At 69.4% G+C, this 22,588-nt stretch carries 23 protein-coding genes; 12 read left to right on the top strand and 11 right to left on the bottom strand.

Annotation, left to right across the window (positions count from 1 at the left end):
* Nucleotide 1 precedes the first annotated feature (1 nt).
* Entirely contained in the window at nucleotides 2–787 is a 786-nt protein-coding gene (locus tag AC1MEY_RS06620; RefSeq protein WP_480229898.1) for a hypothetical protein, read from the bottom strand.
* A gap of 89 nt (nucleotides 788–876) precedes the next feature.
* Here AC1MEY_RS06620 and AC1MEY_RS06615 point away from each other — a divergent pair, with 89 nt between their 5' ends.
* Nucleotides 877–1,248 carry a RidA family protein gene (locus AC1MEY_RS06615; protein ID WP_480229897.1) on the top strand — a complete coding sequence of 124 codons (372 nt, stop codon included), beginning with the start codon at nucleotides 877–879 and terminating at the stop codon, nucleotides 1,246–1,248.
* Here the strand turns inward: AC1MEY_RS06615 and AC1MEY_RS06610 are convergent.
* Entirely contained in the window at nucleotides 1,233–1,601 is a 369-nt protein-coding gene (locus tag AC1MEY_RS06610) for a DUF952 domain-containing protein (protein WP_480229896.1), read from the bottom strand. The two genes, AC1MEY_RS06615 and AC1MEY_RS06610, sit on opposite strands and share 16 nt — an antisense overlap.
* Nucleotides 1,602–1,731: 130 nt before the next feature.
* Between AC1MEY_RS06610 and AC1MEY_RS06605 the strand changes: the two genes are divergently transcribed.
* Together AC1MEY_RS06605 and AC1MEY_RS06600 are read left to right on the top strand one after the other, a co-directional pair.
* A complete protein-coding gene (locus AC1MEY_RS06605) occupies nucleotides 1,732–1,923 on the top strand; it encodes a DUF7455 domain-containing protein (protein WP_480229895.1) in 192 nt (63 codons plus the stop codon).
* 59 nt (nucleotides 1,924–1,982) lie between these two features.
* Entirely contained in the window at nucleotides 1,983–2,981 is a 999-nt protein-coding gene (locus tag AC1MEY_RS06600; protein WP_480229894.1) for a YihY/virulence factor BrkB family protein, read from the top strand.
* On the opposite strand, the gene AC1MEY_RS06595 is transcribed toward AC1MEY_RS06600, so the two are convergent.
* On the bottom strand, nucleotides 2,971–3,207 hold the full coding sequence (locus AC1MEY_RS06595) for a DUF3039 domain-containing protein (RefSeq protein ID WP_480229893.1): 237 nt from the start codon (nucleotides 3,205–3,207) through the stop codon (nucleotides 2,971–2,973). The genes AC1MEY_RS06600 and AC1MEY_RS06595 overlap by 11 nt on opposite strands.
* Nucleotides 3,208–3,284: 77 nt before the next feature.
* Between AC1MEY_RS06595 and AC1MEY_RS06590 the strand changes: the two genes are divergently transcribed.
* The 3 genes from AC1MEY_RS06590 (at nucleotide 3,285) to AC1MEY_RS06580 (ending at nucleotide 5,620) form a co-directional block, all read left to right on the top strand.
* Nucleotides 3,285–3,695, top strand: coding sequence for a DUF3099 domain-containing protein (locus AC1MEY_RS06590; RefSeq protein WP_480229892.1), 411 nt, complete (start codon nucleotides 3,285–3,287; stop codon nucleotides 3,693–3,695).
* A gap of 149 nt (nucleotides 3,696–3,844) precedes the next feature.
* A complete protein-coding gene (locus AC1MEY_RS06585) occupies nucleotides 3,845–4,801 on the top strand; it encodes a sigma-70 family RNA polymerase sigma factor (RefSeq protein WP_480229891.1) in 957 nt (318 codons plus the stop codon).
* A gap of 129 nt (nucleotides 4,802–4,930) precedes the next feature.
* On the top strand, nucleotides 4,931–5,620 hold the full coding sequence (locus tag AC1MEY_RS06580; protein WP_480229890.1) for an iron-dependent transcriptional repressor DtxR: 690 nt from the start codon (nucleotides 4,931–4,933) through the stop codon (nucleotides 5,618–5,620).
* Nucleotides 5,621–5,624: 4 nt separating this feature from the next.
* On the opposite strand, the gene AC1MEY_RS06575 is transcribed toward AC1MEY_RS06580, so the two are convergent.
* Nucleotides 5,625–6,695, bottom strand: coding sequence for a DUF4192 domain-containing protein (locus tag AC1MEY_RS06575; RefSeq protein ID WP_480229889.1), 1,071 nt, complete (start codon nucleotides 6,693–6,695; stop codon nucleotides 5,625–5,627).
* 159 nt (nucleotides 6,696–6,854) lie between these two features.
* Here AC1MEY_RS06575 and sthA point away from each other — a divergent pair, with 159 nt between their 5' ends.
* Nucleotides 6,855–8,270 carry a Si-specific NAD(P)(+) transhydrogenase gene (sthA, locus tag AC1MEY_RS06570; RefSeq protein WP_480229888.1) on the top strand — a complete coding sequence of 472 codons (1,416 nt, stop codon included), beginning with the start codon at nucleotides 6,855–6,857 and terminating at the stop codon, nucleotides 8,268–8,270.
* Here sthA and AC1MEY_RS06565 read toward each other — a convergent pair.
* Nucleotides 8,267–9,076, bottom strand: coding sequence for a trypsin-like serine peptidase (locus AC1MEY_RS06565; protein WP_480229887.1), 810 nt, complete (start codon nucleotides 9,074–9,076; stop codon nucleotides 8,267–8,269). The genes sthA and AC1MEY_RS06565 overlap by 4 nt on opposite strands.
* A 174-nt stretch (nucleotides 9,077–9,250) precedes the next feature.
* Here AC1MEY_RS06565 and AC1MEY_RS06560 point away from each other — a divergent pair, with 174 nt between their 5' ends.
* Genes AC1MEY_RS06560 through AC1MEY_RS06550 form a run of 3 tightly spaced genes read left to right on the top strand, consistent with a single transcriptional unit; the run spans nucleotide 9,251 to nucleotide 12,032 of the window.
* Nucleotides 9,251–10,231 carry a proteasome assembly chaperone family protein gene (locus tag AC1MEY_RS06560; RefSeq protein WP_480229886.1) on the top strand — a complete coding sequence of 327 codons (981 nt, stop codon included), beginning with the start codon at nucleotides 9,251–9,253 and terminating at the stop codon, nucleotides 10,229–10,231.
* Between the two features lie 38 nt (nucleotides 10,232–10,269).
* Complete coding sequence (locus AC1MEY_RS06555) at nucleotides 10,270–11,292, top strand: alpha/beta fold hydrolase (RefSeq protein ID WP_480229885.1); 1,023 nt, start codon at nucleotides 10,270–10,272, stop codon at nucleotides 11,290–11,292.
* A 41-nt stretch (nucleotides 11,293–11,333) separates the two neighbouring features.
* Entirely contained in the window at nucleotides 11,334–12,032 is a 699-nt protein-coding gene (locus tag AC1MEY_RS06550) for a PhzF family phenazine biosynthesis protein (RefSeq protein ID WP_480229884.1), read from the top strand.
* Between the two features lie 13 nt (nucleotides 12,033–12,045).
* Here the strand turns inward: AC1MEY_RS06550 and nrdR are convergent, their stop codons facing one another.
* From nrdR to AC1MEY_RS06535, 3 genes are all read right to left on the bottom strand, one after another.
* The gene (gene nrdR / locus AC1MEY_RS06545) at nucleotides 12,046–12,510 is read right to left on the bottom strand and encodes a transcriptional regulator NrdR (RefSeq protein WP_480229883.1); all 465 of its coding nucleotides are present in this window, start codon (nucleotides 12,508–12,510) and stop codon (nucleotides 12,046–12,048) included.
* Nucleotides 12,511–12,598: 88 nt separating this feature from the next.
* Entirely contained in the window at nucleotides 12,599–13,045 is a 447-nt protein-coding gene (locus AC1MEY_RS06540) for a LysM peptidoglycan-binding domain-containing protein (RefSeq protein ID WP_480229882.1), read from the bottom strand.
* A 198-nt stretch (nucleotides 13,046–13,243) separates the two neighbouring features.
* Nucleotides 13,244–14,524: an integrase core domain-containing protein gene (locus tag AC1MEY_RS06535; protein WP_480229881.1), complete on the bottom strand. Its 1,281-nt coding sequence runs from the start codon at nucleotides 14,522–14,524 to the stop codon at nucleotides 13,244–13,246.
* A 170-nt stretch (nucleotides 14,525–14,694) separates the two neighbouring features.
* Here AC1MEY_RS06535 and lexA point away from each other — a divergent pair, with 170 nt between their 5' ends.
* Entirely contained in the window at nucleotides 14,695–15,384 is a 690-nt protein-coding gene (gene lexA, locus AC1MEY_RS06530; protein ID WP_480229880.1) for a transcriptional repressor LexA, read from the top strand.
* A gap of 6 nt (nucleotides 15,385–15,390) precedes the next feature.
* On the opposite strand, the gene AC1MEY_RS06525 is transcribed toward lexA, so the two are convergent.
* Both AC1MEY_RS06525 and AC1MEY_RS06520 read right to left on the bottom strand, forming a co-directional pair.
* A complete protein-coding gene (locus tag AC1MEY_RS06525; protein WP_480229879.1) occupies nucleotides 15,391–17,457 on the bottom strand; it encodes an LGFP repeat-containing protein in 2,067 nt (688 codons plus the stop codon).
* 157 nt (nucleotides 17,458–17,614) lie between these two features.
* Entirely contained in the window at nucleotides 17,615–18,787 is a 1,173-nt protein-coding gene (locus tag AC1MEY_RS06520) for an acyl-CoA dehydrogenase family protein (RefSeq protein ID WP_480229878.1), read from the bottom strand.
* 105 nt (nucleotides 18,788–18,892) lie between these two features.
* On the opposite strand from AC1MEY_RS06520, the gene AC1MEY_RS06515 reads away from it, so the two are divergent.
* Nucleotides 18,893–21,184, top strand: coding sequence for a molybdopterin guanine dinucleotide-containing S/N-oxide reductase (locus AC1MEY_RS06515; RefSeq protein WP_480229877.1), 2,292 nt, complete (start codon nucleotides 18,893–18,895; stop codon nucleotides 21,182–21,184).
* Here the strand turns inward: AC1MEY_RS06515 and hflX are convergent.
* Entirely contained in the window at nucleotides 21,178–22,587 is a 1,410-nt protein-coding gene (gene hflX / locus AC1MEY_RS06510; RefSeq protein ID WP_480229876.1) for a GTPase HflX, read from the bottom strand. The two genes, AC1MEY_RS06515 and hflX, sit on opposite strands and share 7 nt — an antisense overlap.
* Nucleotide 22,588: the final 1 nt, after the last annotated feature.

Below are 22,588 nucleotides of genomic sequence, written 5' to 3'. Positions count from 1 at the left end.
GCTAGGCGCGCTCGCGCACCTTGTACGACACCGGCCACGACTCTCGCGACTCGTCGCCGGTGAGCGGGGTGCCCTTGCCGCCCACCTGCACGGCGTAGGCCTCCATGCCCGCGCCCACCTCGCGGTCGGCCTTCTCCTTGGCGAGGTAGAGGAGTTCGTCGATGCCGAGTTCCTTGAACGCCACGAACGTGCTGCGCCGCACCACGTGGGGACTCGTCGCCTCGGCCACCATCCGGTCGACGAGCAGCCGACCGCCGAGCACCGCGGCGCCCAGCAGTGCGAACGGGATCAGCCAATAGCAGACGAACGACAACGGCGTCCTGGTGTCCAGGATGGTGGCGTCGCCCTGCACGATCGGCGGGATGGCCGACGACACCGTCATGCCCGCGAACGCCGCGACCCAGATCCACGTGACCCGCGTGGTGACCTCGGCGAACAGTTCGCTCTTGACCACCTCCTTGGGCTGGTCGACCTCGGCGATCTCCCGCACGAAGGGCCGTCCCACGAGCACCCCGACGAGGGCGACGAGGAGGATGCCCGCACTGCTCAGCGGCTGGATCCAGCGCTCCATGAACGTCTGACTCGTCGTGACCGTCACGATCACGAGCACGAGAAACGTTGCGACCGCGCCGAATTCGAGCGACCCGCCGGGTGGTCGCCGCGCCCGGCTCAGCAGCAGCGACACGACGGCCACCGCGAGCGCCACCAGCACCGCCGCCAGGAAGGGCACGTTGCCGACCAGCACCCAGTAGACGATCCACGGCGCGAAGCCGGACAGGATTCCCATGCCGCCAGTCTAGGCAACGACCGTTACACCCGGACGCGTTCCTGTCACCCTCGCCGCGAGTGACCGGCTCCCCCGATAGCGTCGCCGCCATGCCAGGACAGCGGATGAACGTCTCGTCGGGGTCCCCGTTCGAGGACCAGGTCGGGTACTCGCGGGCGGTACGCGTCGGACCGCTCGTCGCGGTCGCCGGTACGACGGCACCCGGGGACGGCGTGGCCGCTCAGACCCGCGCCGCGCTCGAGCGCATCGAGACCGCGCTGTCGGACTGCGGCGCGTCGCTGGCCGACGTGGTGCGCACCCGCATGTTCGTCACCGACATCGGCCGGTGGCCCGAGGTGGCCGCCGTCCACGCCGAGGTGTTCGGCGACGTGCGTCCGGTGGCCACGATGGTGGAGGTGTCGGCACTCATCGCTCCGGACCTGCTGGTGGAGATCGAGGTCGACGCCTACGTGTCGGATTGACCGATCTCGCCGAAGCGGCCGTCGTCGCCCGGCAGGTAGGGCGTGACGTCGGTCACGGCCGCGGCCGGCAGTGGACCGTAGAGGTGCGGGAAGCGCATCGACTCGGGATCGCCCGGTACGCCCGGTTCCCACTCGATCGGCGCTCCCAGCCGGGAGGGGTCGCACCACAGCAGCAGCATGTCCGTGCGGCCCGCATAGAGGCGGTTGGCGGGCAGGTGCACCTGTGCGGGGGCGGACAGGTGGACGAAGCCGACCTCCGCGAGCGACGGCGGCCTCCGCTCGCCGGCGGCGCGTGCGACGTCCCATTCGTCGACGGAGCAGAGGTGAACCAGCAACGCGCCGGGTGTGACCATCAGCCCAGTGTGCGGTGCCCGCAACCGGGGTACTAGGTGAGACACGACACACCGGTGAACCCCCAGGGAACAACACCGGAACCGAAAACGTCTGACACAGTAGACCTACGCGAGTTTTGGAGGAGGAGCCATGAACGCAACTCTGACCAGTCCTGAACTGACCCGGGCTGATCGCTGCGACCGTTGCGGTGCTGCCGCTCGCGTCAGGGCGAAGTTGCCATCGGGTGCAGAACTGCTTTTCTGCCAGCATCACGCCAACGAGCACGAGGCGAAGCTGGTCGAGTTGGCGGCCGTCATCGAGATGAGCCCGCTCGACTCCTGAGGGACGCGCCGGGTGCCGAATCGGCATGACGGCGCGACTTCATGGATGCTGGTCTGGTCATGAGTGACCAGCCCCCTCGCGTGAAGCCGTCCAAACACCACGTCTGGCGCGTCTTCAAGCGCACCCTGTCGAAGAGCTGGGACGACTCCATCTTCTCGGAGTCGGCGCAGGCCGCCTTCTGGTGCGCGCTGTCCCTGCCGCCGCTGCTGCTCGGGATGCTCGGCAGCCTCGCCTATGTGGCGCCACTGTTCGGGCCCAACACGCTGCTGACCATCGAGAACCAGTTGATCTCGACGGCCGGCAATCTGTTCTCGAGCAACGTGGTCACCGAGATCATCGAGCCCACCATCAACGACATCGTCGCGGGTGCCCGCGGCGAGGTGGTGTCGGTGGGCTTCGTCATCTCGCTGTGGGCCGGGTCGTCCGCCATCTCGGCCTTCGTCGACTCGGTGGTGGAGGCACACGATCAGACCGACCTGAGACATCCGGTGCGCCAACGTTTCTACGCGCTCGGCCTCTACATCGTGATGCTGGTCGGGATCATCGTCTCGGCGCCGTTCCTGGCACTCGGTCCGCTCAAGGTCGCGGAGTACATCCCCCAGAGTTGGGACAACGTGCTGCGCTACGGGTACTTCCCCGTGCTCCTGCTGGCGCTGGTGATCATCTTCACCATCCTCTACCGGGTGGCGCTGCCCCGTCCGCTGCCATCGCACCGGCTCGTCTACGGCTCGGTGCTGGGGGCCGTGGTGTTCCTGGTCGCGACCCTGGGCCTGCGGATCTACCTCACCTGGATCACGGCGACGGGATACACGTACGGCGCGCTGGCCACCCCGATCGCGTTCCTGCTGTTCGCGTTCTTCCTGGGCTTCGCCGTGATGATGGGCGCCGAACTCAACGCCGCCATCGAGGAGGAGTGGCCGGCACCCACCACCCACGCACGCCGGTTGCGCGGATGGCTCGAGGACAAGGCCGAGACGCGCAGCGGCGCCGCCACTCCGAAGAAAGACGGGGCCGAGGCCGCCGCGCCGGCCCCCGACGAGCCCGCCGTTAGGTCTTGAGCGACTCGTAGATCCGCTTGCAGTCCGCGCACACCGGGGAGCCGGGCTTGGCGGACTTCGTCACCGGGAACACCTCGCCGCACAGGGCCACGACGTGGGTCCCCATGACGGCGCTCTCGGCAATCTTGTTCTTCTTGACGTAGTGGAACACCTTGGGGGCGTCGTCATCGGTGCCGTCGTCGACCTGTTCGTCGGTGTCGGTCCGTTCGAGAGTCTCGGTCTGCATGGGTCCATTGTGCCCGGCCATACTTCGGTAATGAACTGGGCAGTTTGATATGTCCAGGGTGTGGAACAGTGGAGTATATGAAACACGGCCAGGAGCTGAGTTTCGACGACGATGGTCGCCCGGTTCTCATCACACGCGCAGCAATTCCCTACGAAGAGCAGCACCGTGAGCGGGTGCGCAAGTACCTCCGGATCATGTCCTTCCGGATCCCCGCACTCATCCTCGCGGTCTGGGCCTATAGCGTCTGGCACAACGGGCTGATCTCGCTGGCGATCCTCATCGCGTCGGCTCCGCTGCCGTGGATCGCCGTGCTGATTGCCAACGACCGTCCGCCGCGCACGGCCGACGAGCCGCGGCGGTACGAGTCGCGACGCAAGATCCCCCTCTTCCCCACCGCCGAGCGGCCTGCCCTGCAGGGCTATCGACCGCCGCTGTCGGAACGCCCCGAGCCGGAGCCGACCGAAACCCCGCACGATGTTCCGCACTGACCGAGAAGTTCCCGCCTTCTCAGGACATTCTCAGGTCATCGGCGAAAAACTGCAGGTCAGAAGGGGTTAGACCGGCAGGCTTTGGGAACTCTTTGGACTACCACGACGTTGTAGTTCATGACAGTTCCAGCCGAGCAGGAGGCCATTGAATGGTTGCCACCGCAAGCCGCATTGATTCCGACCTGGACAGCCAGAGCCCAGCCGCCGACCTCGTCCGCGTGTACCTGAACGGCATCGGCAAGACCGCCCTCCTGAATGCCGCCGACGAAGTCGAGTTGGCCAAGCGCATCGAGGCCGGCCTGTACGCACGGCACCTGCTGGCCACCAAGAAGCGGCTCGGCGACGCCCGCAAGCGCGACCTCGCGGCGATCGTCCGCGACGGCGAGGCGGCCCGCCGCCACCTGCTCGAGGCGAACCTCCGCCTGGTGGTGTCACTGGCCAAGCGCTACACCGGTCGCGGCATGCCGCTGCTCGACCTGATCCAGGAGGGCAACCTCGGACTCATCCGCGCGATGGAGAAGTTCGACTACGCCAAGGGATTCAAGTTCTCCACCTACGCCACGTGGTGGATCCGTCAGGCCATCACGCGCGGCATGGCCGACCAGAGCCGCACCATCCGGCTGCCCGTCCACCTCGTCGAGCAGGTGAACAAGCTCGCCCGCATCAAGCGCGAGATGCACCAGAACCTCGGCCGCGAGGCCACCGACGAGGAGCTGGCCGAGGAATCGGGCATCCCCGCCGAGAAGATCGCCGATCTCCTCGAGCACAGCCGCGACCCGGTGAGCCTGGACATGCCGGTCGGCAGCGACGAGGAGGCGCCGCTCGGCGACTTCATCGAGGACGAGAACGCCATGTCGGCCGAGAACGCCGTCATCTCGGAGCTGCTGCACACCGACATCCGGCACGTGCTCGCCACGCTCGACGAGCGCGAGCAGCAGGTGATCCGGCTCCGCTTCGGCCTGGACGACGGTCAGCCCCGCACGCTCGACCAGATCGGCAAGCTCTTCGGGCTGTCCCGTGAGCGCGTCCGCCAGATCGAGCGCGAGGTCATGGCCAAGCTGCGCCACGGCGATCGCGCCGAGCGGCTGCGTTCGTACGCCAGCTGACCCCAGACCGCCAGACCCCGTGATGCCCGCCGCCACCCGCGGCGGGCATCACACTGTGACGCGACGGGCGATGGAGCCCAGTTCAGCCGCCTGCACCGGTAGACTGGGCGATCGACGGAGGGCGGCACCATGAACGATCTGATCGACACCACCGAGATGTACCTACGGACCATCTACGACCTCGAGGAAGAGGGCGTGGTGCCGCTGCGCGCCCGGATCGCGGAACGCCTCGAACAGAGCGGTCCCACCGTGAGCCAGACGGTGTCGCGGATGGAGCGCGACGGGCTGCTGCACGTCGCCGGTGACCGTCACCTCGAACTCACCGACAAGGGCCGCGCCCTCGCCGTGTCGGTCATGCGCAAGCACCGACTCGCCGAGCGGCTGCTGGTCGACGTCATCGGCCTCCCTTGGGAGGAGGTGCACGCCGAGGCCTGTCGCTGGGAGCACGTCATGAGCGAGGACGTCGAGCGGCGCCTGGTGCGCGTGCTGGACAACCCCACGACGTCGCCCTTCGGCAACCCGATTCCCGGCCTGTCCGACCTCGGGGTCACGATGTCGAATCCCGAGGACGTCAACCTGGTTCGACTCACCGAGCTGCCGAACGGCTTCCCGATCGCGGTGCGGGTCCGACAGCTGACCGAACACGTCCAGGGTGACGCCGACCTGATCAGCCGGCTCAAGGACGCGGGCGTGGTGCCCAACGCGCGCGTGACCGTCCAGGTCAGCGAGCACGGCAGCGTGCTGATCGTCATCCCCGGCCACGAACAGGTCGAACTCCCCCACCACATGGCACACGCCGTCAAGGTCGAAAAGGTCTAACCCGCTAACCCGCTCTGCTGCCCCAGGTTTCGCGGGGCGGCAGGTCGACGCCCAGGCGCGCGGCGACGCGGAAGCCGCTGAGCCCCAGCTCGCGGATCTGATCGGGACGCATCGCCTTGTGCAGCGCCTCGTCCAGCATGCCCGCCATGTTGTGGTTCGGATCGCCGTGCAGGGCGGCCTCCAGCGCGATGCCCGCGAGCGGCCCGTCCCCCCTGGCGTAGGCGGAGAACGCGAGCAGCGCGAGCGCGTCGGCCCGCCACGGCTCCGGAAGCGCCCGCGCGAGCATCGCCCACAGCGACTCGGCAAGCGCGGCATGGCTTCCCACCGCCAGGGCGTACAGCATGTCGCGCACCCGGGGATCGGTCAGCACGCAGGCCAGACGTGCCAGGTGCGCATCCGGCGGCCCCTCCGCGGTCCACCGTCCGACGGTCCTCGCCGCCCCGATCGCGTACTCCGCGTCGGCCCTCGTCCGGGCGTCGCGATCGGCGTCGGATCCGGTCTCGTCACGGGTGGCCGCCGCTGCGGCGATCGCCTCCCGCAGCGCCGCGGTGCGCTCGGGGTCGACGATCGCGATGACCTCCTGCAGGTCGGACCGGCGCTGATACAGCCGGCGGCCGTCGAGCACCGCCGCGGCCGCCATCGGCGTCGCCGACGGATCCTCGACCAGGCCGCTGCTGCCGCACCCGTCGGCACAGTGCCACCTGCCACCGGCCGCGATGCGGTCCACGACGTGCACGGCCCACAGCGTGATGCCGTGCCGGTCGAGTGCCTCGGTGAGGGCGTCGGAGAGCAGCGCGTGCTCGTCCCCGCACATCCGGCACGCGGCGCCGTCGTCGTCGACGATCACCGCGATCGCCGCGTCGGCGCGGTTCCGCGCGGCGACCGTCGCGATCTCGTCGACGCCGTCGATCAGGGCGTCGGACAGGTCGACGCGCATGACGGCGTCGAGATCGCCCCGGTCGAGGGTGACGAGGACGAGCGAGTCCTCGGGGATGAAGCCGAGGACGGCGGGCACTGCGGCGATCAGGGCGCCGGGGCGGTCGAGGTGGAAGTCGGGATTCGGTGAGGAGGTCATGAGCCGAAGTTGTCAGCCGCCGCCGACGCCCGGGCCCTCGTCACCTGGGGTCTCCGGCACCCTCGTGGATGAACGCGCGTCTGTGGATGGATGGGATGTTCACCCGCTGGTGACGTCGTCGCCATGCGGATTCACCCCAGCGGGCGTAGGACTACACCCATGGGTTCCACGCAGGACTACGACCTCGTCGTCATCGGTTCCGGCCCGGGCGGCCAGAAGGCCGCCATCGCCGCCGCCAAGCTGGGCAAGACGGTCGCGGTGATCGAACGCGGCCGCATGCTCGGCGGCGTGTGCGTCAACACCGGCACCATCCCCTCGAAGACGTTGCGCGAGGCCGTCGTCTACCTCACCGGCATGAGCCAGCGCGAACTGTACGGCGCGAGTTACCGCGTCAAGGAGAAGATCACCCCCGCCGACCTCCTCGCGCGCACGCAACACGTCATCGGCAAGGAGATCGACGTCGTCCGGTCGCAGCTGATGCGCAACCGCGTCGAGTTGTACGTCGGGCACGCCCGCTTCGTCGACGCGCATTCACTGGTGATCGAGGAGCCGGGCGGGTCGGAGAAGATCACCGTGTCCGGTCGGCACGTCGTGATCGCCACCGGCACCAAGCCGCTGCGGCCCGCAGGCGTCGAGTTCGACGATTCGCGGGTCCTGGACTCCGACGGCATCCTCGACCTCAAGTCGATCCCCGGTTCGATGGTCGTGGTCGGCGCGGGCGTGATCGGCATCGAGTACGCGTCCATGTTCGCCGCGCTGGGCACCAAGGTCACCGTCGTCGAGAAGCGCGCCAACATGCTCGAGTTCTGCGATCCGGAGATCATCGAGGCGCTGAAGTTCCACCTGCGGGACTACGCCGTGACGTTCCGCTTCGGCGAGGAGGTCACCGCCGTCGACGTCGGCGCCTCGGGCACCGTCACCACCCTGGCCAGCGGCAAGCAGATCCCCGCGGAGACCGTCATGTACTCGGCGGGACGGCAGGGCCAGACCGAGCACCTCGACCTCCCCGCCGCGGGTCTGGAGGCCGACGCCCGCGGCCGCATCTTCGTCGACGACGACTACCGGACCAAGGTCGACCACATCTACGCCGTGGGCGACGTGATCGGGTTCCCCGCGCTGGCCGCGACGTCGATGGACCAGGGCCGTCTTGCCGCTTACCACGCGTTCGGCGAACCCTGCAAGCACATGACCGAACTCCAGCCCATCGGCATCTACTCCATCCCCGAGGTGTCCTACGTCGGCGCCACCGAGGTCGAGCTGACCAAGGACTCGGTGCCCTACGAGGTCGGGGTCTCGCGCTACCGCGAACTGGCCCGCGGGCAGATCGCCGGCGACTCCTACGGCATGCTCAAGCTGCTGGTCGCGACCGACGACCTGCGACTGCTGGGCGTGCACATCTTCGGCACCAACGCCACCGAGATGGTGCACATCGGCCAGGCGGTCATGGGTTGCGGCGGCACGGTCGAGTACCTCGTCGACGCCGTCTTCAACTATCCGACGTTCTCCGAGGCGTACAAGGTGGCGGCCCTGGACGTGATGAACAAGCTGCGTGCACTGAGCCAGTTCCGGCTCTAGCAGTCGTCCCCGAACGCGCTCGGCGGCGCATCGCCCGGCCCGCCCTGGTCCGCGCGCCGCAGCAGCGCGGCGACCGCCCCGTCGAACGGCGGGGAGAACGAGACGTCGTCCTCGCAGCCGCCCCCGTCGAGGCCGCCGGTCAGCCCCAGCACCGCGTTCCCGGCCACCCAGGGCGATCCGCTGGTGCCGTCGGCCATGCCCGCGCACGGCAGCGACGGAAAGCCCTGATCGGCCGACGTCGTCGCCGTGCGGCACCCGATGGGGCCGCCACCGACGCCCAGTTCGTATCCGGTGATCGCCACCTCGGTGCCGGGCCCCGGCGCCGCACCGAGCGCAAGACCGCCGCCCGCCGCCTGCTCGAGCGTGCCGTCCCCGTCGCGGCTGACCCGGGCGATCGCGAAGTCGGCCAGCGGGTCCTGATCGTCGAGCCAGCGCGGGTCGAGGTACACGGCGTCGACGTGCCACGGGTCATCGGGCAGCAGGTCGCCCGAGTAGCCCGGCACGAAGTAGGCGTCGACGCCGTCGGCCATGCAGTGCGCGGCGGTGAGGATCAGGTCACCGCCCGCCGAATCGAGCACCGAACCCGAACACGTGTGCAGCGTCTCGCTGCCCAGGAACACCGCCCCCACCCGCCGGTCGGCGGCGACGGGTGATGCCCCGGCCTCGTCGGTCGGCATGGCCGCGCTCGACGTCGACGTCGACGTCGCGCCGGATGCGTCGCCCGTAGGGCGGCCCTGCTCGGGACGTCCACCGCACGACGCGGCCAGCAACGCCACCGCCGCGAGCGCCACCCACCGAGTCCACATCTGATCGATCTTGCCCGACGACCCACGACCCGGCACGACGGCGGAATGCTCACCCGCCCCATTGCGTTCGATGGATTGACCGGGGCAGACGCGGCAGCGGTCCCGGCGTACGGGACACTTGAGGTCACCGGTTCGAACGGCGCAGCCGTGGGAAACCGTGGTGAGGAGGCAGACATGACGGACGACAAACCAGAACAGCAGTATCAGCCCGAGCAGACCGGGATGTACGAGTTGGAGTTCCCCGCTCCACAACTGTCCGCAGCGGACGGTCGCGGGCCGGTGATGATCCACGCCCTGGAGGGTTTCTCCGATGCCGGGCACGCCATCAAGCTGGCCGCCGACCACCTCAAGAACTCGCTCGACACCGAACTCGTCGCGTCGTTCGCGATCGACGAGCTGCTCGACTACCGGTCACGGCGGCCGCTGATGACGTTCAAGACCGACCACTTCACGCACTACGACACCCCCGAGCTGAACCTCTACGCCCTGCACGACAGCGTCGGCACGCCGTTCCTGCTGCTCGCGGGGCTGGAGCCCGACCTCAAGTGGGAGCGGTTCATCACCGCGGTGCGGCTGCTGTCCGAGCGCCTCGGCGTGCGCCGGGTCATCGGGCTCGGCACGATCCCGATGGCGGTGCCGCACACCCGGCCGGTGTCGATGACGGCGCACGCGTCGGACAAGTCGCTGATCACCGACCACGAGCCGTGGGTCGGCGAGGTGCAGGTGCCCGGCAGTGTGTCCAACCTGCTCGAGTACCGGATGTCGCAGCACGGCCACGAAGCGATGGGCTTCACCGTGCACGTGCCGCACTACCTGGCGCAGACCGACTACCCGCCGGCCGCGGAGGCGTTGCTGGCGGAGGTGTCGCGCGCAGCGGCCCTACAGCTGCCGCTCGCCGCGCTCAGCGAGGCCGGTGCGGAGGTGCGCACCAAGATCGGCGAGCAGGTCGAATCGAGCGAAGAAGTCGCTCAGGTGGTGACGGCGCTGGAGCGACAGTACGATGCGTTCGTCGCCGCACAGGAAAACCGGTCTTTGCTGGCACGCGACGAGGACCTTCCGAGCGGCGACGAGATCGGCGCCGAGTTCGAGAAGTTCCTCGCCGAGCAGGTCGGTGAAGAACCCTCCGACGGGGACGACGGCACCGCAGCGCCCTGACCCCCGGGGCCCGATGATGAAGTCGGCGAGGAGTGGCCATGACGGACCGCAAGCCCAACCTGCGAACGGTGCGCGAGGTCACGCCCACGCTGCAATACCGCACGATCCACGGCTACCGGCGGGCGTTCCGCATCGCGGGCTCCGGGCCGGCGATCCTGCTGATCCACGGCATCGGTGACAACTCGACGACGTGGAGCACCGTGCAGGCCAAGCTGGCCCAGCGGTTCACCGTCATCGCGCCCGATCTGCTGGGCCACGGCAAGTCCGACAAGCCGCGCGCCGACTACTCGGTGGCGGCCTATGCCAACGGCATGCGGGACCTGCTGAGCGTGCTCGACGTCGAACGGGTCACCGTCGTGGGCCACTCGCTCGGCGGCGGGGTCGCCATGCAGTTCGCCTACCAGTTCCCGCAACTGGTGGACCGGCTGATCCTGGTCGGTGCCGGCGGGGTCACCAAGGACGTCAACGTGGCGCTGCGGATCGCCTCGCTGCCGATGGGCACCGAGGCGCTGGCGCTGCTGCGACTGCCGATGGTGTTGCCCGCGGTTCAGGTCGCCGGCCGGATCGGTGGACTGCTGCTCGGCAAGACCGCGGTGGGTCGTGACATCCCGAACATGCTGCGGATCCTCGCCGACCTGCCCGAGCCCACCGCCTCGTCCGCCTTCGCCCGCACCCTGCGCGCCGTCGTCGACTGGCGCGGCCAGGTGGTGACCATGCTCGACCGGTGTTATCTGACCGAATCGGTTCCCGTGCAACTGGTCTGGGGATCGCACGACTCGGTGATCCCCGTCGGCCACGGCCGGATGGCGCACGCGGCGATGCCGGGCAGTCAGCTCGAGATCTTCGACGGCTCCGGCCACTTCCCCTTCCACGACGACCCCGACCGGTTCGTCGAACTCCTCGAGAAGTTCATCGACACCACCACGCCCGCCGTCTACGACCAGGATCTGCTGCGCAGTCTGCTGCGGGACGGCACGGGCGAGAACACGATCAGCGGCCCCATCGACACGCGCGTGGCGGTGCTCGACGCGATCGGCGCCGACGAGCGCAGCGCCACCTGAACCGCCGTCCCGCGGGCCACCCGGCGACGTAAAATCTCGGCATGGCCATCGACGTGACCGTGCTGCGGGTCTTCACCGACGCCTCCGGCGCTCTCGGCAATCCGCTGGGCGTGGTCGACGCCGCCGCGGTGGCGCCGTCGGACCGTCAGGCACTCGCGACCGACCTCGGCTACAGCGAGACGATCTTCGTCGACCTGCCCGCGGCGGGTTCGGCGGCCGCGTCGGCGCACATCTTCACCCCCGCAGTCGAGATGCCCTTCGCCGGCCACCCGACAGTCGGCGCCGCCTGGTGGTTGAGGCAGCAGGGCACACCCGTGCACACGCTGCGGGTGCCCGCGGGCATCGTCCAGGTCGCCTACGAGGATCTGCCCGACGGCGCGTTCACGGTGATCACCGCCCGGCCGGCGTGGGCACCGGAATTCGCGATCCACGACATGGCATCCGTGGACGAGGTGCTCGCCGCGGACCCCGACGACTACGACGCCGACGTCGCCCATTATCTGTGGGCGTGGGAGGACCACGAGGCGGGCGCCATCCGGTCACGCATGTTCGCGAGCCACCTCGGTGTGCGGGAAGACGAGGCGACCGGTGCGGCCGCCGTTCGGATCACCGACCATCTGAGCCGTGACCTCGCGATCACCCAGGGCAAGGGTTCGCAGATCCGCACCTGGTGGGATCCGCAGGGGTGGGTCAAGGTCGCCGGGCGCGTGGCCGACGACGGACACCGCCGGATCGACTAGCGCGGTCGAGACGTCAGCTCTGCGAGGACACTTCGCGATGCGCGCGCAGCGCCTCGATCTCGCGCTCGAAGTCCTCGGCCGATGAGAAGGACCGGTACACCGACGCGAACCGCAGGTAGGCCACCTCGTCGAGGTCGCGCAGCGGTCCGAGGATCGCGAGACCGACCTCGTTGCTGGGCACCTCGGGTGATCCCGTGCCCCGCACGGCGTCCTCCACCTTCTGCGCGAGCAGGTTCAGGGCATCGTCGTCGACGTCGCGGCCCTGACAAGCCCGTCGGACACCCTTGATGACCTTCTCCCGACTGAACGGCTCGGTCACGCCGCTGCGCTTGACCACGGCCAGCACGGCGGTCTCGACGGTGGTGAAGCGCTTGCCGCACTCGGGGCACGACCGCCGGCGGCGGATCGCCTGGCCCTCGTCGGCCTCGCGGGAGTCCACCACCCGGGAATCGGGGTGGCGGCAGAACGGACAGTGCATCTCCGCTCCTTCCCCTACCGGCCCGGGCGTTCCGGACGGATACGAGCCTACCGTCGTTCGGCAGCGGATCCCGTGGCGCATGGCGCGGTCAGCCGACCGGCGCGATCAGCGTCTGCCCGGCGGCGAGCGCCGGAGAGTCGAGTTCGTTGAGTTCGCGGATCTCGGCGACCATCGCACCGACCGGCGCATCGGGGGCCACGCGCTGCGCGAGCTGCTGCAGCGACTCCCCCATCTGCACCTGAACGACCGCCAGCTGGCCCGGCACCGCGGCCGGTTCCTCGGTGGCGCCGCCGAACTGCGCGACCAGGCCGAGCCACACCGTGATGCCCGCGGCGACGAGGGCCAGCAGCACCGTGGTGGCCGGGGTGATGGGCTTGCGCCGGTGCGACGCCCGCGACATCAGCACTCCCGTGCCGCGGTAGCGCAGCGGCTCGCCGGCCGGCCGGCGACGCTGCGGGCCGCGCCGTGCGTCGGGGCGCGGCCGCACCGGGCGGGCGACCAGTTCGGTGGGGTATTCGCGGGTGATGATGGTCATGTCAGGGCCTTCCGTCGTCGCCGGTGAAGAGTGATCGTTCGCTCTTGTGTTCGAACCATAATCGATCAGGTGTTCGATGAATAGAACATGTGATCGAACTGTTGCAAACGATATCGGCGACCACCGACAAGCCGGATCTGTGATGTCTCAGGACATGGGTGACAGTTCTGTGTCAGGACATCGGTGACAGTTGGTGTGTCAGGACTTCGGTGACGGTTGGGTGGTTGTGGGGTGTGGGCCGCGGGGTCGTCCGTTGCCGACGTAGGTGATCCCGGGTGCGGGCCGGGTGTGTTCGATGAGGACTTCGCCGTCGAGATCGGTCGCGATGATGTTGTCGCCGTCGATGACGACCAGGATCTGCTCGAAGCTGCGTCGTCCATCGACTTTGTAGGTGACGCCGGCGAGGACGAAGGCACCGGCGGTGTTGAGGGTCTTGACCGAGGTTCCGTGGGGGAGGTCGGCGGGCGCTGGTGCGGGCCGGTGTGGCTTGACTACGGCATGGTCGAAGGACAAAGGGGCGGGCTTGGGGTGAGGCGCTGACGCTTTCGGGGTGGCTTCCCATGCCGTGCGGGGAGTGACGCGTCCCGGTAGCCCTTGATGGGGGCGCTCGGTGTTGTAGATGTGGTCGAAGGCGTCGACGTGGTGTTGGAGTTCGGTCAGCGACTCGGCGATGGGCTGCTTGTCGAGGTAGCGGAACAGGGTTTGGTGGAACCGTTCGTTCTTTCCTTGGGTGGTCGGCTTGTAGGGCTTGCCGGTGATCGCCTCCACGCCCAGGGCAGCCAGATGGGTGACGAGTTGGCCGACGTGCCCGCGGCGCGACGGGTTCAATGCATGCCCGTTGTCGGACAACAATCGTTGTGGCACTCCATGTTCGGCGATGGCCTTGTCGACCACGGCGATCGCCGCCGTGGCGGTCTCGCCGAGCGCGACGTGGGAGGCGAGCGCGTAGCGGGAGTGGTCATCGAGGAGCTGAAAGATCACGCACCGCCGCCCACCGCTCAACACGTACTCGGTGGCGTCGAGTTGCCAGCATGCATTGGGGGCCGGATAGACGAACCGGCGCCACGCCGAGCGGGGCTTCTTCTTCGGCTCCAGGCGAGCCACGCCGGCCTCACGGAACACCCGCGCCAACGACGCCGTGGACGGGACCTGCTCTAGGCCCATCGCGTGCATCTTGTCGTGCACACTGATCGGCCCGTGATCCAGCCCGGTGGCCTCCAGCGCGGCGCGTACCGCAAGGGCCTGGTCCTTGGCCTCGTCACTCAACTTCGACGGGCTCGACTTCGGTCGCCGCGTCCTGGGTTCGAGCACCGCCGCCGGCCCGTCGGTCGCCGCACGCTTGCGCAACTCGTAGAACGACTTACGAGAGATTCCGTACTCGGCACAGAAGGTCGACACCGCACCCCGAGGAGCGTCATCGGGCCACTGCGAGATCGCCAGACGGACCAAAGGATCGATCGGTTCATTGACAGCCACCACCGAAGCCTTGGCGCACGAGTGTCACCACCAAGACCAACAGAACTGTCACCGATGTCCTGATGCAGAACTGTCACCGATGTCTTGAGAGATGACACCGACAAGCCGGATCGGCGCGACACGCGTCGAACACATGTTTGATTATCGGTCCGCCGACGACTAGATTCGGCGCCATGGTTGACAGCAGCGACACGCGAACCGGCTCCGAGTCACGTCGTGACGCCGACCTCACCGAACGCCAGCGCACCATCCTCAACGTGATCCGCTCGTCGGTCACGACCCGCGGCTATCCGCCCAGCATCCGGGAGATCGGCGACGCCGTCGGCCTGACGTCGACGTCGTCGGTGGCCCATCAGCTGCGCACGCTCGAGAAGAAGGGCTTCCTGCGCCGCGATCCCAATCGCCCACGCGCCGTGGACGTCCGCGGCGCCGACGACCACGTGACGCCCGTCGTCACCACCGACGTCGCGGGGTCGGACTCGCTGCCCGAGCCCACCTTCGTGCCCGTGCTGGGCCGCATCGCGGCCGGCGGGCCCATCCTCGCCGAGGAGGCGGTGGAGGACGTGTTCCCCCTGCCGAAGGTCCTCGTGGGCGAGGGTTCGCTGTTCCTGCTCAAGGTCGTCGGCGAGTCGATGATCGACGCCGCGATCTGCGACGGCGACTGGGTGGTCGTCCGCCAGCAGAACGTCGCCGACAACGGCGACATCGTCGCCGCCATGATCGACGGCGAGGCAACGGTCAAGACGTTCAAGCGAACTCGCGGTCAGGTGTGGCTGATGCCGCACAACCCGGCGTTCGATCCGATCCCCGGCAACGACGCGGCCATCCTCGGCAAGGTCGTCACCGTCATCCGCAAGATCTGAGCGCGCTCAGCCCCTGACGAAGCCGTTCGTGAGGGCGAATTCCTCGCTGGCGAACCAGATTTCGGCACCGACACGGTCGTAGTGCGGTGAGTCCGGGAGGAAGTACAGCCCGGTCTTGGTGTCGGCCTTGATGGGATAGCCGTCCGGCGCGTCGAACGGATTGTTCATCGCCAGCTGCAACGAGGTCTGCGACGGTCCGGTCGCGTCGCGCGAGATCGCCGCGTGCCGCCCGCTCGGCGGTCCGCTCACCGCGTCCACGTCGTACGGCGAGGGGATCACCGGATCGGGGTCGGGATCGGGCTCCGCCGCGATGACGTGCTCCGGCACCCCGGTCGCAGGCACCTCAGTCGCAAGCACCCCGGTCGCGTCCTCGGGGGCGTCCGGTTCGGCCGGGACGTCGTCGGCCGGTTCCCGTGCGGGGGCGTCTGCTGCCGCGACCTCGGCCTCGGTCACCACGCGGGTCGGCGTCGTGTCGATGGCGTCCTGGTCGTCGGGGAAGCTGCTGGGGAACACGCCACCGCGCGGCACCCCGGCGGGATCGGCGGCCTTGTCGTCGTCGCTCTGCATCGCCCACGCGCTGAGCGGCACGTAGGGCGGCTGGCCCACCGTGGACTGATCGTCGGTCGGGATCGGACCCGAATCGGCGTCGTGGTCCTCGTCGTCGTCATAGTCGTCGTCGTAGTCGTCGAAGTGGTTGAGCGGGGGCCGGTCGTCGTTGCGGCGGCGGTTGAGCACCACGGCCGCGACCACGGCGCCGACGAGGACGAGCACCGGGATGATCGCCAGCACCCACCACCACTGCCGGTACCACTTCTGGCCGCCCCCGGTGTCGGAGTCCTCGGCCTGCGGGGCCTGCGGGGCGGTCTGCCCCGGCACCTCGAGACCGGACAGCTGCGACGCGAGGTTCGGCGGCTCCGTGGTGAACGCACCCGTGGCGCGATTCCAGGAGATGGCGCCGTTCGCGAACTTCTGCGTGACGAGGTCGTCGCTCTCGGTCTGGTCCGCGGTCGGCGCGCCCAGCTCCCCCTCGGCGCCGCCGAGCTTGCTCCAGGCCGCGTTCATGGCGCCGCGCACGATCATCGCGCCGAAGTCGGGGGTCCAGAAGATCACCGGCCGGTCCTCGGCCGCGAAGGTGGCGAAGCGGCTCGCCGGGGCGAGGCCGCCGTCGGCCTCGTTGGCGGTCGGGAACCCGAGGTCGCCGCCGGGGCCGCCGACGCTCTCGTACTTGGCGAGCACCTGACCGGTGATCACAGTGGCGCCGGTGGCGGGACTGTAGAAGATCTTGCCGCCGGCGAACGTCTGCTCGAGGCCGTCGGCACCCACGGAGGTGGGCGGTCCCTCGGCCGCGCCGAGCGGGCCGAGCGGTCCGCCGGCCGCGCGTCGTGCCGCGGCGATCTCCGTGGTGGCGTCGCCGGGGATCTCGAGACCCTCGAGCTGGGCGGCCAGTTCAGGCGGCGTCGTGGTGAACGCCTTGGTCACGCGGTTCCAGGAGATCTCGCCGCCGCTGAACGTCTGGGACACCACGTCGCCGCGGTAGACCTCGTCCTCGGTGGGCACGCCGAGCGCGGCCGCCGATCCGCCGAGCCGGTCCCATGCCGCGTTGATCGCACCGCGCACGACGTGCGCGCCGGTGTCCGGTGTCCAGAAGATGACCGGGTTGTCGGCGGCGCTGAACGTGGTGTTGCGGCTGTTCGGGGCGCGGCCCGCGCCCTCGTCGATGTTCGGGAAGCCGAGGTCGCCGTCGCCGGGCCCGCCCAGCGCCAGGTACTTGTCGAGGATGGCGCCCTGCATGACGCGCGCCCCGGTGTCCGGGGTGAAGAAGATGCGGCCACCGGCGAAGTTCTGCCCGAAGCCCGCGCCGACCGGATAGACGCCGCCGTCCTTGGGGCCCAGCGGACCGGTGGGACCACCACCTGCTTCCCAGGCCTGGGTCATCGCGACGTCGGCGTCACCGTCCGGCGTCGCCGACGCGAGCGGGACCATGGGCGCCAACGCGACCACCGCCACCGCCATCAGCACGGCGACGCTCGCGCGTCCCGTGAACCTGCGGAGCAGGGTGTGAAGCCCAGTCATCAGTCCCTCCCGTGGTCCGCTCACGGTTCCCTCGAAGTATCGTGTGCGTCAACTCTGCGTCAGTCGACGTCCATCTTGAGGGATATCCAAGCGGTCGCGGGTGAGTGTCGCGCCACCGGTCCCGTCGAACGGCCGCCGCGCGACGTGCGACGGAGGGCTAGACGCCCATGCTCCGGCCGATGATCTCCTTCATGATCTCAGTGGTGCCGCCGTAGATCGTCTGGATCCGGGAATCGAGGTAAGCCCTGGCCACGGGGTATTCGCGCATGTATCCGTACCCGCCGTGGATCTGCAGGCACCGGTCGTTGAGACGCACCTGGGCCTCGGTGGCGTACCACTTGGCCATCGCCGCCTGCTCGACCGTCAACTTGTCCTCGAGGTGGAGGGCGAGGAATTCGTCGACCATGATCCGGACGACGGTGGCCTCGGTGGAGAGTTCGGCGAGCGTGAAGCGGGTGTTCTGGAAGCTGCCGATCGGCTTGCCGAACGCCTTGCGCTCCTTGGTGTACTGCAGCGTCTGCTCGAGGACCGCCTCCATGCCGGCGGCGGCCATGACGGCGATGCTGATCCGCTCCTGCGGGAGGTTCTCCATCAGGTAGACGAAGCCGGATCCCTCGTCGCCCAGCAGGTTCTCGGCGGGCACGACGACGTCGGTGAACGACAGCTCGGCGGTGTCCTGGGCGTCGAGACCGATCTTGTCGAGGTGCCTGCCGCGCTCGAAGCCGGGCATGCCGCGCTCGACCACCAGCAACGAGAACCCGAGGGCACCCTTCTCCGGGTCGGTGCACGCGACGACGATGACCAGGTCGGCGTGGATGCCGTTGGTGATGAACGTCTTCGAGCCGTTGAGCACCCAGCTGCCGTCGTCCTGCTTGACCGCCCTGGTCTTGATGCCCTGCAGGTCGCTGCCGGTGCCGGGCTCGGTCATCGCGATCGCGGTGATCAGATCGCCGGAGCAGAAGCCGGGCAGCCAGCGCTGCTTCTGCTCCTCGGTGCCCAGCCGCAGCAGGTACGGCGCGATGATGTCGTTCTGCAGCGCGAAGCCCAGGCCGCTGAACCGGCCGGCGCTGGACTCCTCGGTGACGATGACGTTGTAGCGGAAGTCGGGGTTGCCGCCGCCGCCGTACTCCTCCGGGACGGCCATGCCGAGGAAGCCCTGCTTACCGGCCTCGAGCCAGACACCGCGGTCGACGATCTTGTCCTTCTCCCACTGATCGTGGAACGGCGCCACGTGCCGGTCGAGGAACGAGCGGTACGCCTCGCGGAACATGTCGTGCTCGGGTTCGAAGAGCGTGCGCTCGAACTTGACTACCTGGCTGGCCGCGCTCATGGAGAACCTCCGGATCGGCGTACGGGATGTGTCTTCGACCCTATACCACCCAACCGGATGGTTGGTACCCGTGGTACCGGTGTCGTCGCCCCTAGGATCGTCACCATGACCGGCAGCCTCGCCCACTGGGGCGCGTTCACCGCCGACGTCGTCGACGGTGACATCGAGGCCGTGCGCCCGATGCGCGGCGACGCCGATCCCTCCCCCCTGCTGGGCAACCTGCCGGGGTCGCTGAAGCACCGGTCGAGGGTCGACGGCCCCGCGGTGCGCCGCGGCTGGCTGGAGGACGGGCCCGGCCCGACCGACCGGCGCGGCGCCGACGAGTTCGTCGCCGTGTCGTGGGACGAGCTGACCGAACTGCTCGCGACCGAGCTGCGCCGCGTCGTGGACACGCACGGCAACGAGGCGATCTACGGCGGCTCGTACGGGTGGTCCAGCGCCGGCCGCTTCCACCACGCCCAGAGCCAGGTGCACCGGTTCCTCAAGCTGCTCGGCGGCTACACCTACTCGCGGCACTCCTACAGCCTGGGCGCGACCGGCGTGATCATGCCGCGCGTCGTGGGCACGCACGACGACCTGTTCAAGCGCTCCACCGACTGGGACGTCATCGCCGCCCACACCGACCTGCTGGTGTGCTTCGGCGGCGTACCCATGAAGAACACCGGCATCAACGACGGCGGCACCACGGCCCACCCGACGCGGGACGCGCTGCGGCGGCTACGGGACCGCGGCGGCCGCATCGTGTCGTTCTCGCCGCTGCGCGACGACGTCGACGGCGACTGCGAATGGCTGGCCCCGGTCCCGGGAACCGACGTCGCCGTCATGCTCGCCCTGGCCCACGTGCTGGCCACCGAAGGCCTGGCCGACCGGGCGTTCCTCGAGCGGTACTGCACGGGCTACGACAGGTTCGAGCGCTACCTGCTGGGCGTCGAGGACGGCGTCCCGAAGTCGCCGCACTGGGCCGAGGGCATCTGCGGACTGCCCGCCGCCCAGGTGGGCGACCTGGCCCGCCGGATGGCCGCGAGCCGCACCCTGGTCACCATCAGCTGGTCGCTGCAGCGGACTCGGCACGGCGAGCAGGCACCGTGGATGGGTCTGACCTTGGCGGCCATGCTCGGCCAGATCGGCGTCCCCGGCGGCGGTTTCGGCCACGGCTACGGCTCGATGAACGAGGCGGGCCTGCCGCCGCTGCGCTGCCGGCTGCCCTCGTTGCCGCAGGGCCCGAACCCGGTGCGGACGTTCATCCCCGTCGCGGCGGTCAGCGACATGCTGCTGCATCCCGGAGAACCGTTCGACTACAACGGGTTACGGCCCACCTATCCCGACATCCGGCTGGTCTACTGGGCCGGCGGGAACCCGTTCCACCACCACCAGGACATCGGCCGGCTGCGCCGCGCGATGGCCCGACCGGACACCGTCGTGGTGCACGATCCCTATTGGACCGCGATGGCCAAGCACGCCGACGTGGTCGTGCCGTCCACCACGCCGTACGAGCGCGACGACTACTCCGGCTCGCACAACGATCCGCTGCTGGTGGCCATGCCCGCGCTGGCCGAACCGCACGCCGACTCGCGCGACGACTACGCGACCTTCTCCGCGCTCGCCCACCGCCTCGGGTTCGGCGCCGAGTTCACCGAGGGACGCACGGTCCGCGAGTGGCTCGAGCACATGTATCAAACCTGGTCGTACGGACTGACGTTCGAGGTTCCGCCGTTCGAGGAGTTCTGGCGCGCCGGTTCGGTGCGGCTGCCGACCGAACCCGGCCTCACGCTGCTGGCCGACTTCCGCGCCGACCCCGTCGCGCACCGCCTGCACACCCCGAGCGGCCGCATCGAGATCTTCTCCGACGACATCGACGGGTTCGGCTACGACGACTGCCGTGGCCACCCGGCGTGGCTGGAGCCCGACGAGTGGCTCGGTGGTCCTCGCGCCCAGGAGTTTCCGCTGCACCTGCTGGCCAACCAGCCCGCGACGCGGCTGCACGGTCAGCTCGACGGCGGCGCGGTCAGCCAGGCCTCGAAGGTCCAGGGCCGCGAGCCCATCCGCATGCACCCCACCGATGCGGCCGCGCGCGGCGTCGACGACGGCGAGGTGGTGCGGGTGTTCAACGACCGCGGCGCGTGCCTGGCCGGGGTCGTGGTGGACGACGGCCTGCGTCCCGGCGTGGTGCAGCTGTCGACCGGCGCCTGGTACGACCCCGAGGATCCGGCCGACGTGAATTCACTGTGCGTGCACGGCAATCCGAACGTGCTCACCGCCGACGTCGGCACCTCGGCGCTGGCCCACGGGTGCACCGGTGCGCACGTGCTGGTGCAGATCGAGCGGTACGACCGCCCGCTGCCGCCCGTCCGGGCGCACCAGCCGCCGGTGATCGTCCGGCGGCCCGACGCTCAGTAGGTGGCGAAGTCGCCGAGGCTGGCCGCCAGCGCCGCGGGCACGCGCGCCTTGACGCGCGTCCCGTCGGGGGTGTGCTCGGTGGCGTCGATGCGCCCGTCGGCGTGCATGCGGGCCACCAGGTCACCCCGGTCGTAGGGGATCGTCACGTCGACGGCCTCGTCGGTGGCGATCACCATCTCCCCCATCCGGCGACGCAGCTGGTCGAGGCCGTCACCGGTGCGCGCGGAGACGAACACCGCGTCCGGCAGCGCCGAGCGCAGCTGCGCCAGGATCAGACCCGACGCGGCGTCGGTCTTGTTGACCACCACCAACTCCGGCGGCGGGGCGATGTCGTAGTCGGCGACGACGTCGTTGACCACCTTGCGGACCGCGTTGATCTGGGCCAGCGGGTTGGTGTCGGACCCGTCGATGACGTGCACCAGCAGGTCGGCGTCGACGACCTCCTCCAGCGTGCTGCGGAACGCCTCCACGAGTTGGGTCGGGAGGTGCCGGACGAATCCGACGGTGTCGGTGAGCACGAACGGCCGGCCGTCGTCGAACGTGCCACGGCGCGTGGTCGGTTCGAGCGTGGCGAACAGCGCGTTCTCCACCAGTACGCCCGCGCCGGTGAGCGCGTTCAGCACACTGGACTTGCCGGCGTTGGTGTAGCCGACGATGGCGACCGACGGCACCTCGCTGCGACGGCGTCCGCCGCGCTGGGTGTCGCGGATCTTCTTCATGTCCTTGATCTCGCGGCGCAGCTTGCTCATCCGCTCGCGGATCCGACGGCGGTCGGTCTCGATCTTGGTCTCACCGGGGCCGCGCGTACCCACGCCGCCACTGCTGCCGCCGGCGCCACCACCCTGGCGGGACATCGACTCGCCCCAGCCACGCAGCCTCGGCAGCATGTACTCCATCTGCGCGAAGGCGACCTGCGCCTTGCCCTCCGCGGACGTGGCGTGCTGGGCGAAGATGTCGAGGATCAGCGCGGTGCGGTCGATGACCTTGACCTTGACGGCCTTCTCGAGCGCGTTCAGCTGCGCGGGGCTCAGCTCGCCGTCGCAGATGACGGTGTCGGCGCCGGTGGCCTCGACGACGTCGCGCAGTTCCTGGGCCTTGCCGGACCCGATGTAGGTGGACGGGTCGGGCTTGTCGCGGCGCTGTATGAGGCCCTCGAGCACCTCGGAGCCCGCGGTCTCGGCCAGTGCGGCCAGTTCGGCGAGGCTGGCGTCGGCGTCGGCGGCGCTGCCGTCGGTCCACACGCCGACCAGCACGACGCGTTCGAGGCGCAGCTGGCGGTACTCGACCTCGGACACGTCGGCGAGTTCGGTGGACAGACCGGCGACGCGACGCAGCGCGACGCGGTCCTCGAGCGCGAGTTCACCGGTACTCGGGACGGAGTTGGAGAAGAAATCGGACGTCATG

The sequence above is a fragment of the Mycobacterium sp. PTI7 genome, from assembly GCF_056679845.1.
Note: the sequence above shows the minus strand (reverse complement) of the source record. Positions and strands in the feature narration are given on the sequence as shown.

Coding starts and splice junctions, on each gene's coding strand:
- AC1MEY_RS06620 (WP_480229898.1), bottom strand. CDS start 787: ATGGGAATCCTGTCCGGCTTCGCGCCGTGGATCGTCTACTGGGTGCTG.
- AC1MEY_RS06615 (WP_480229897.1), top strand. CDS start 877: ATGCCAGGACAGCGGATGAACGTCTCGTCGGGGTCCCCGTTCGAGGAC.
- AC1MEY_RS06610 (WP_480229896.1), bottom strand. CDS start 1,601: ATGGTCACACCCGGCGCGTTGCTGGTTCACCTCTGCTCCGTCGACGAA.
- AC1MEY_RS06605 (WP_480229895.1), top strand. CDS start 1,732: ATGAACGCAACTCTGACCAGTCCTGAACTGACCCGGGCTGATCGCTGC.
- AC1MEY_RS06600 (WP_480229894.1), top strand. CDS start 1,983: ATGAGTGACCAGCCCCCTCGCGTGAAGCCGTCCAAACACCACGTCTGG.
- AC1MEY_RS06595 (WP_480229893.1), bottom strand. CDS start 3,207: ATGCAGACCGAGACTCTCGAACGGACCGACACCGACGAACAGGTCGAC.
- AC1MEY_RS06590 (WP_480229892.1), top strand. CDS start 3,285: ATGAAACACGGCCAGGAGCTGAGTTTCGACGACGATGGTCGCCCGGTT.
- AC1MEY_RS06585 (WP_480229891.1), top strand. CDS start 3,845: ATGGTTGCCACCGCAAGCCGCATTGATTCCGACCTGGACAGCCAGAGC.
- AC1MEY_RS06580 (WP_480229890.1), top strand. CDS start 4,931: ATGAACGATCTGATCGACACCACCGAGATGTACCTACGGACCATCTAC.
- AC1MEY_RS06575 (WP_480229889.1), bottom strand. CDS start 6,695: ATGACCTCCTCACCGAATCCCGACTTCCACCTCGACCGCCCCGGCGCC.
- sthA (WP_480229888.1), top strand. CDS start 6,855: ATGGGTTCCACGCAGGACTACGACCTCGTCGTCATCGGTTCCGGCCCG.
- AC1MEY_RS06565 (WP_480229887.1), bottom strand. CDS start 9,076: ATGTGGACTCGGTGGGTGGCGCTCGCGGCGGTGGCGTTGCTGGCCGCG.
- AC1MEY_RS06560 (WP_480229886.1), top strand. CDS start 9,251: ATGACGGACGACAAACCAGAACAGCAGTATCAGCCCGAGCAGACCGGG.
- AC1MEY_RS06555 (WP_480229885.1), top strand. CDS start 10,270: ATGACGGACCGCAAGCCCAACCTGCGAACGGTGCGCGAGGTCACGCCC.
- AC1MEY_RS06550 (WP_480229884.1), top strand. CDS start 11,334: ATGGCCATCGACGTGACCGTGCTGCGGGTCTTCACCGACGCCTCCGGC.
- nrdR (WP_480229883.1), bottom strand. CDS start 12,510: ATGCACTGTCCGTTCTGCCGCCACCCCGATTCCCGGGTGGTGGACTCC.
- AC1MEY_RS06540 (WP_480229882.1), bottom strand. CDS start 13,045: ATGACCATCATCACCCGCGAATACCCCACCGAACTGGTCGCCCGCCCG.
- lexA (WP_480229880.1), top strand. CDS start 14,695: ATGGTTGACAGCAGCGACACGCGAACCGGCTCCGAGTCACGTCGTGAC.
- AC1MEY_RS06525 (WP_480229879.1), bottom strand. CDS start 17,457: ATGACTGGGCTTCACACCCTGCTCCGCAGGTTCACGGGACGCGCGAGC.
- AC1MEY_RS06520 (WP_480229878.1), bottom strand. CDS start 18,787: ATGAGCGCGGCCAGCCAGGTAGTCAAGTTCGAGCGCACGCTCTTCGAA.
- AC1MEY_RS06515 (WP_480229877.1), top strand. CDS start 18,893: ATGACCGGCAGCCTCGCCCACTGGGGCGCGTTCACCGCCGACGTCGTC.
- hflX (WP_480229876.1), bottom strand. CDS start 22,587: ATGACGTCCGATTTCTTCTCCAACTCCGTCCCGAGTACCGGTGAACTC.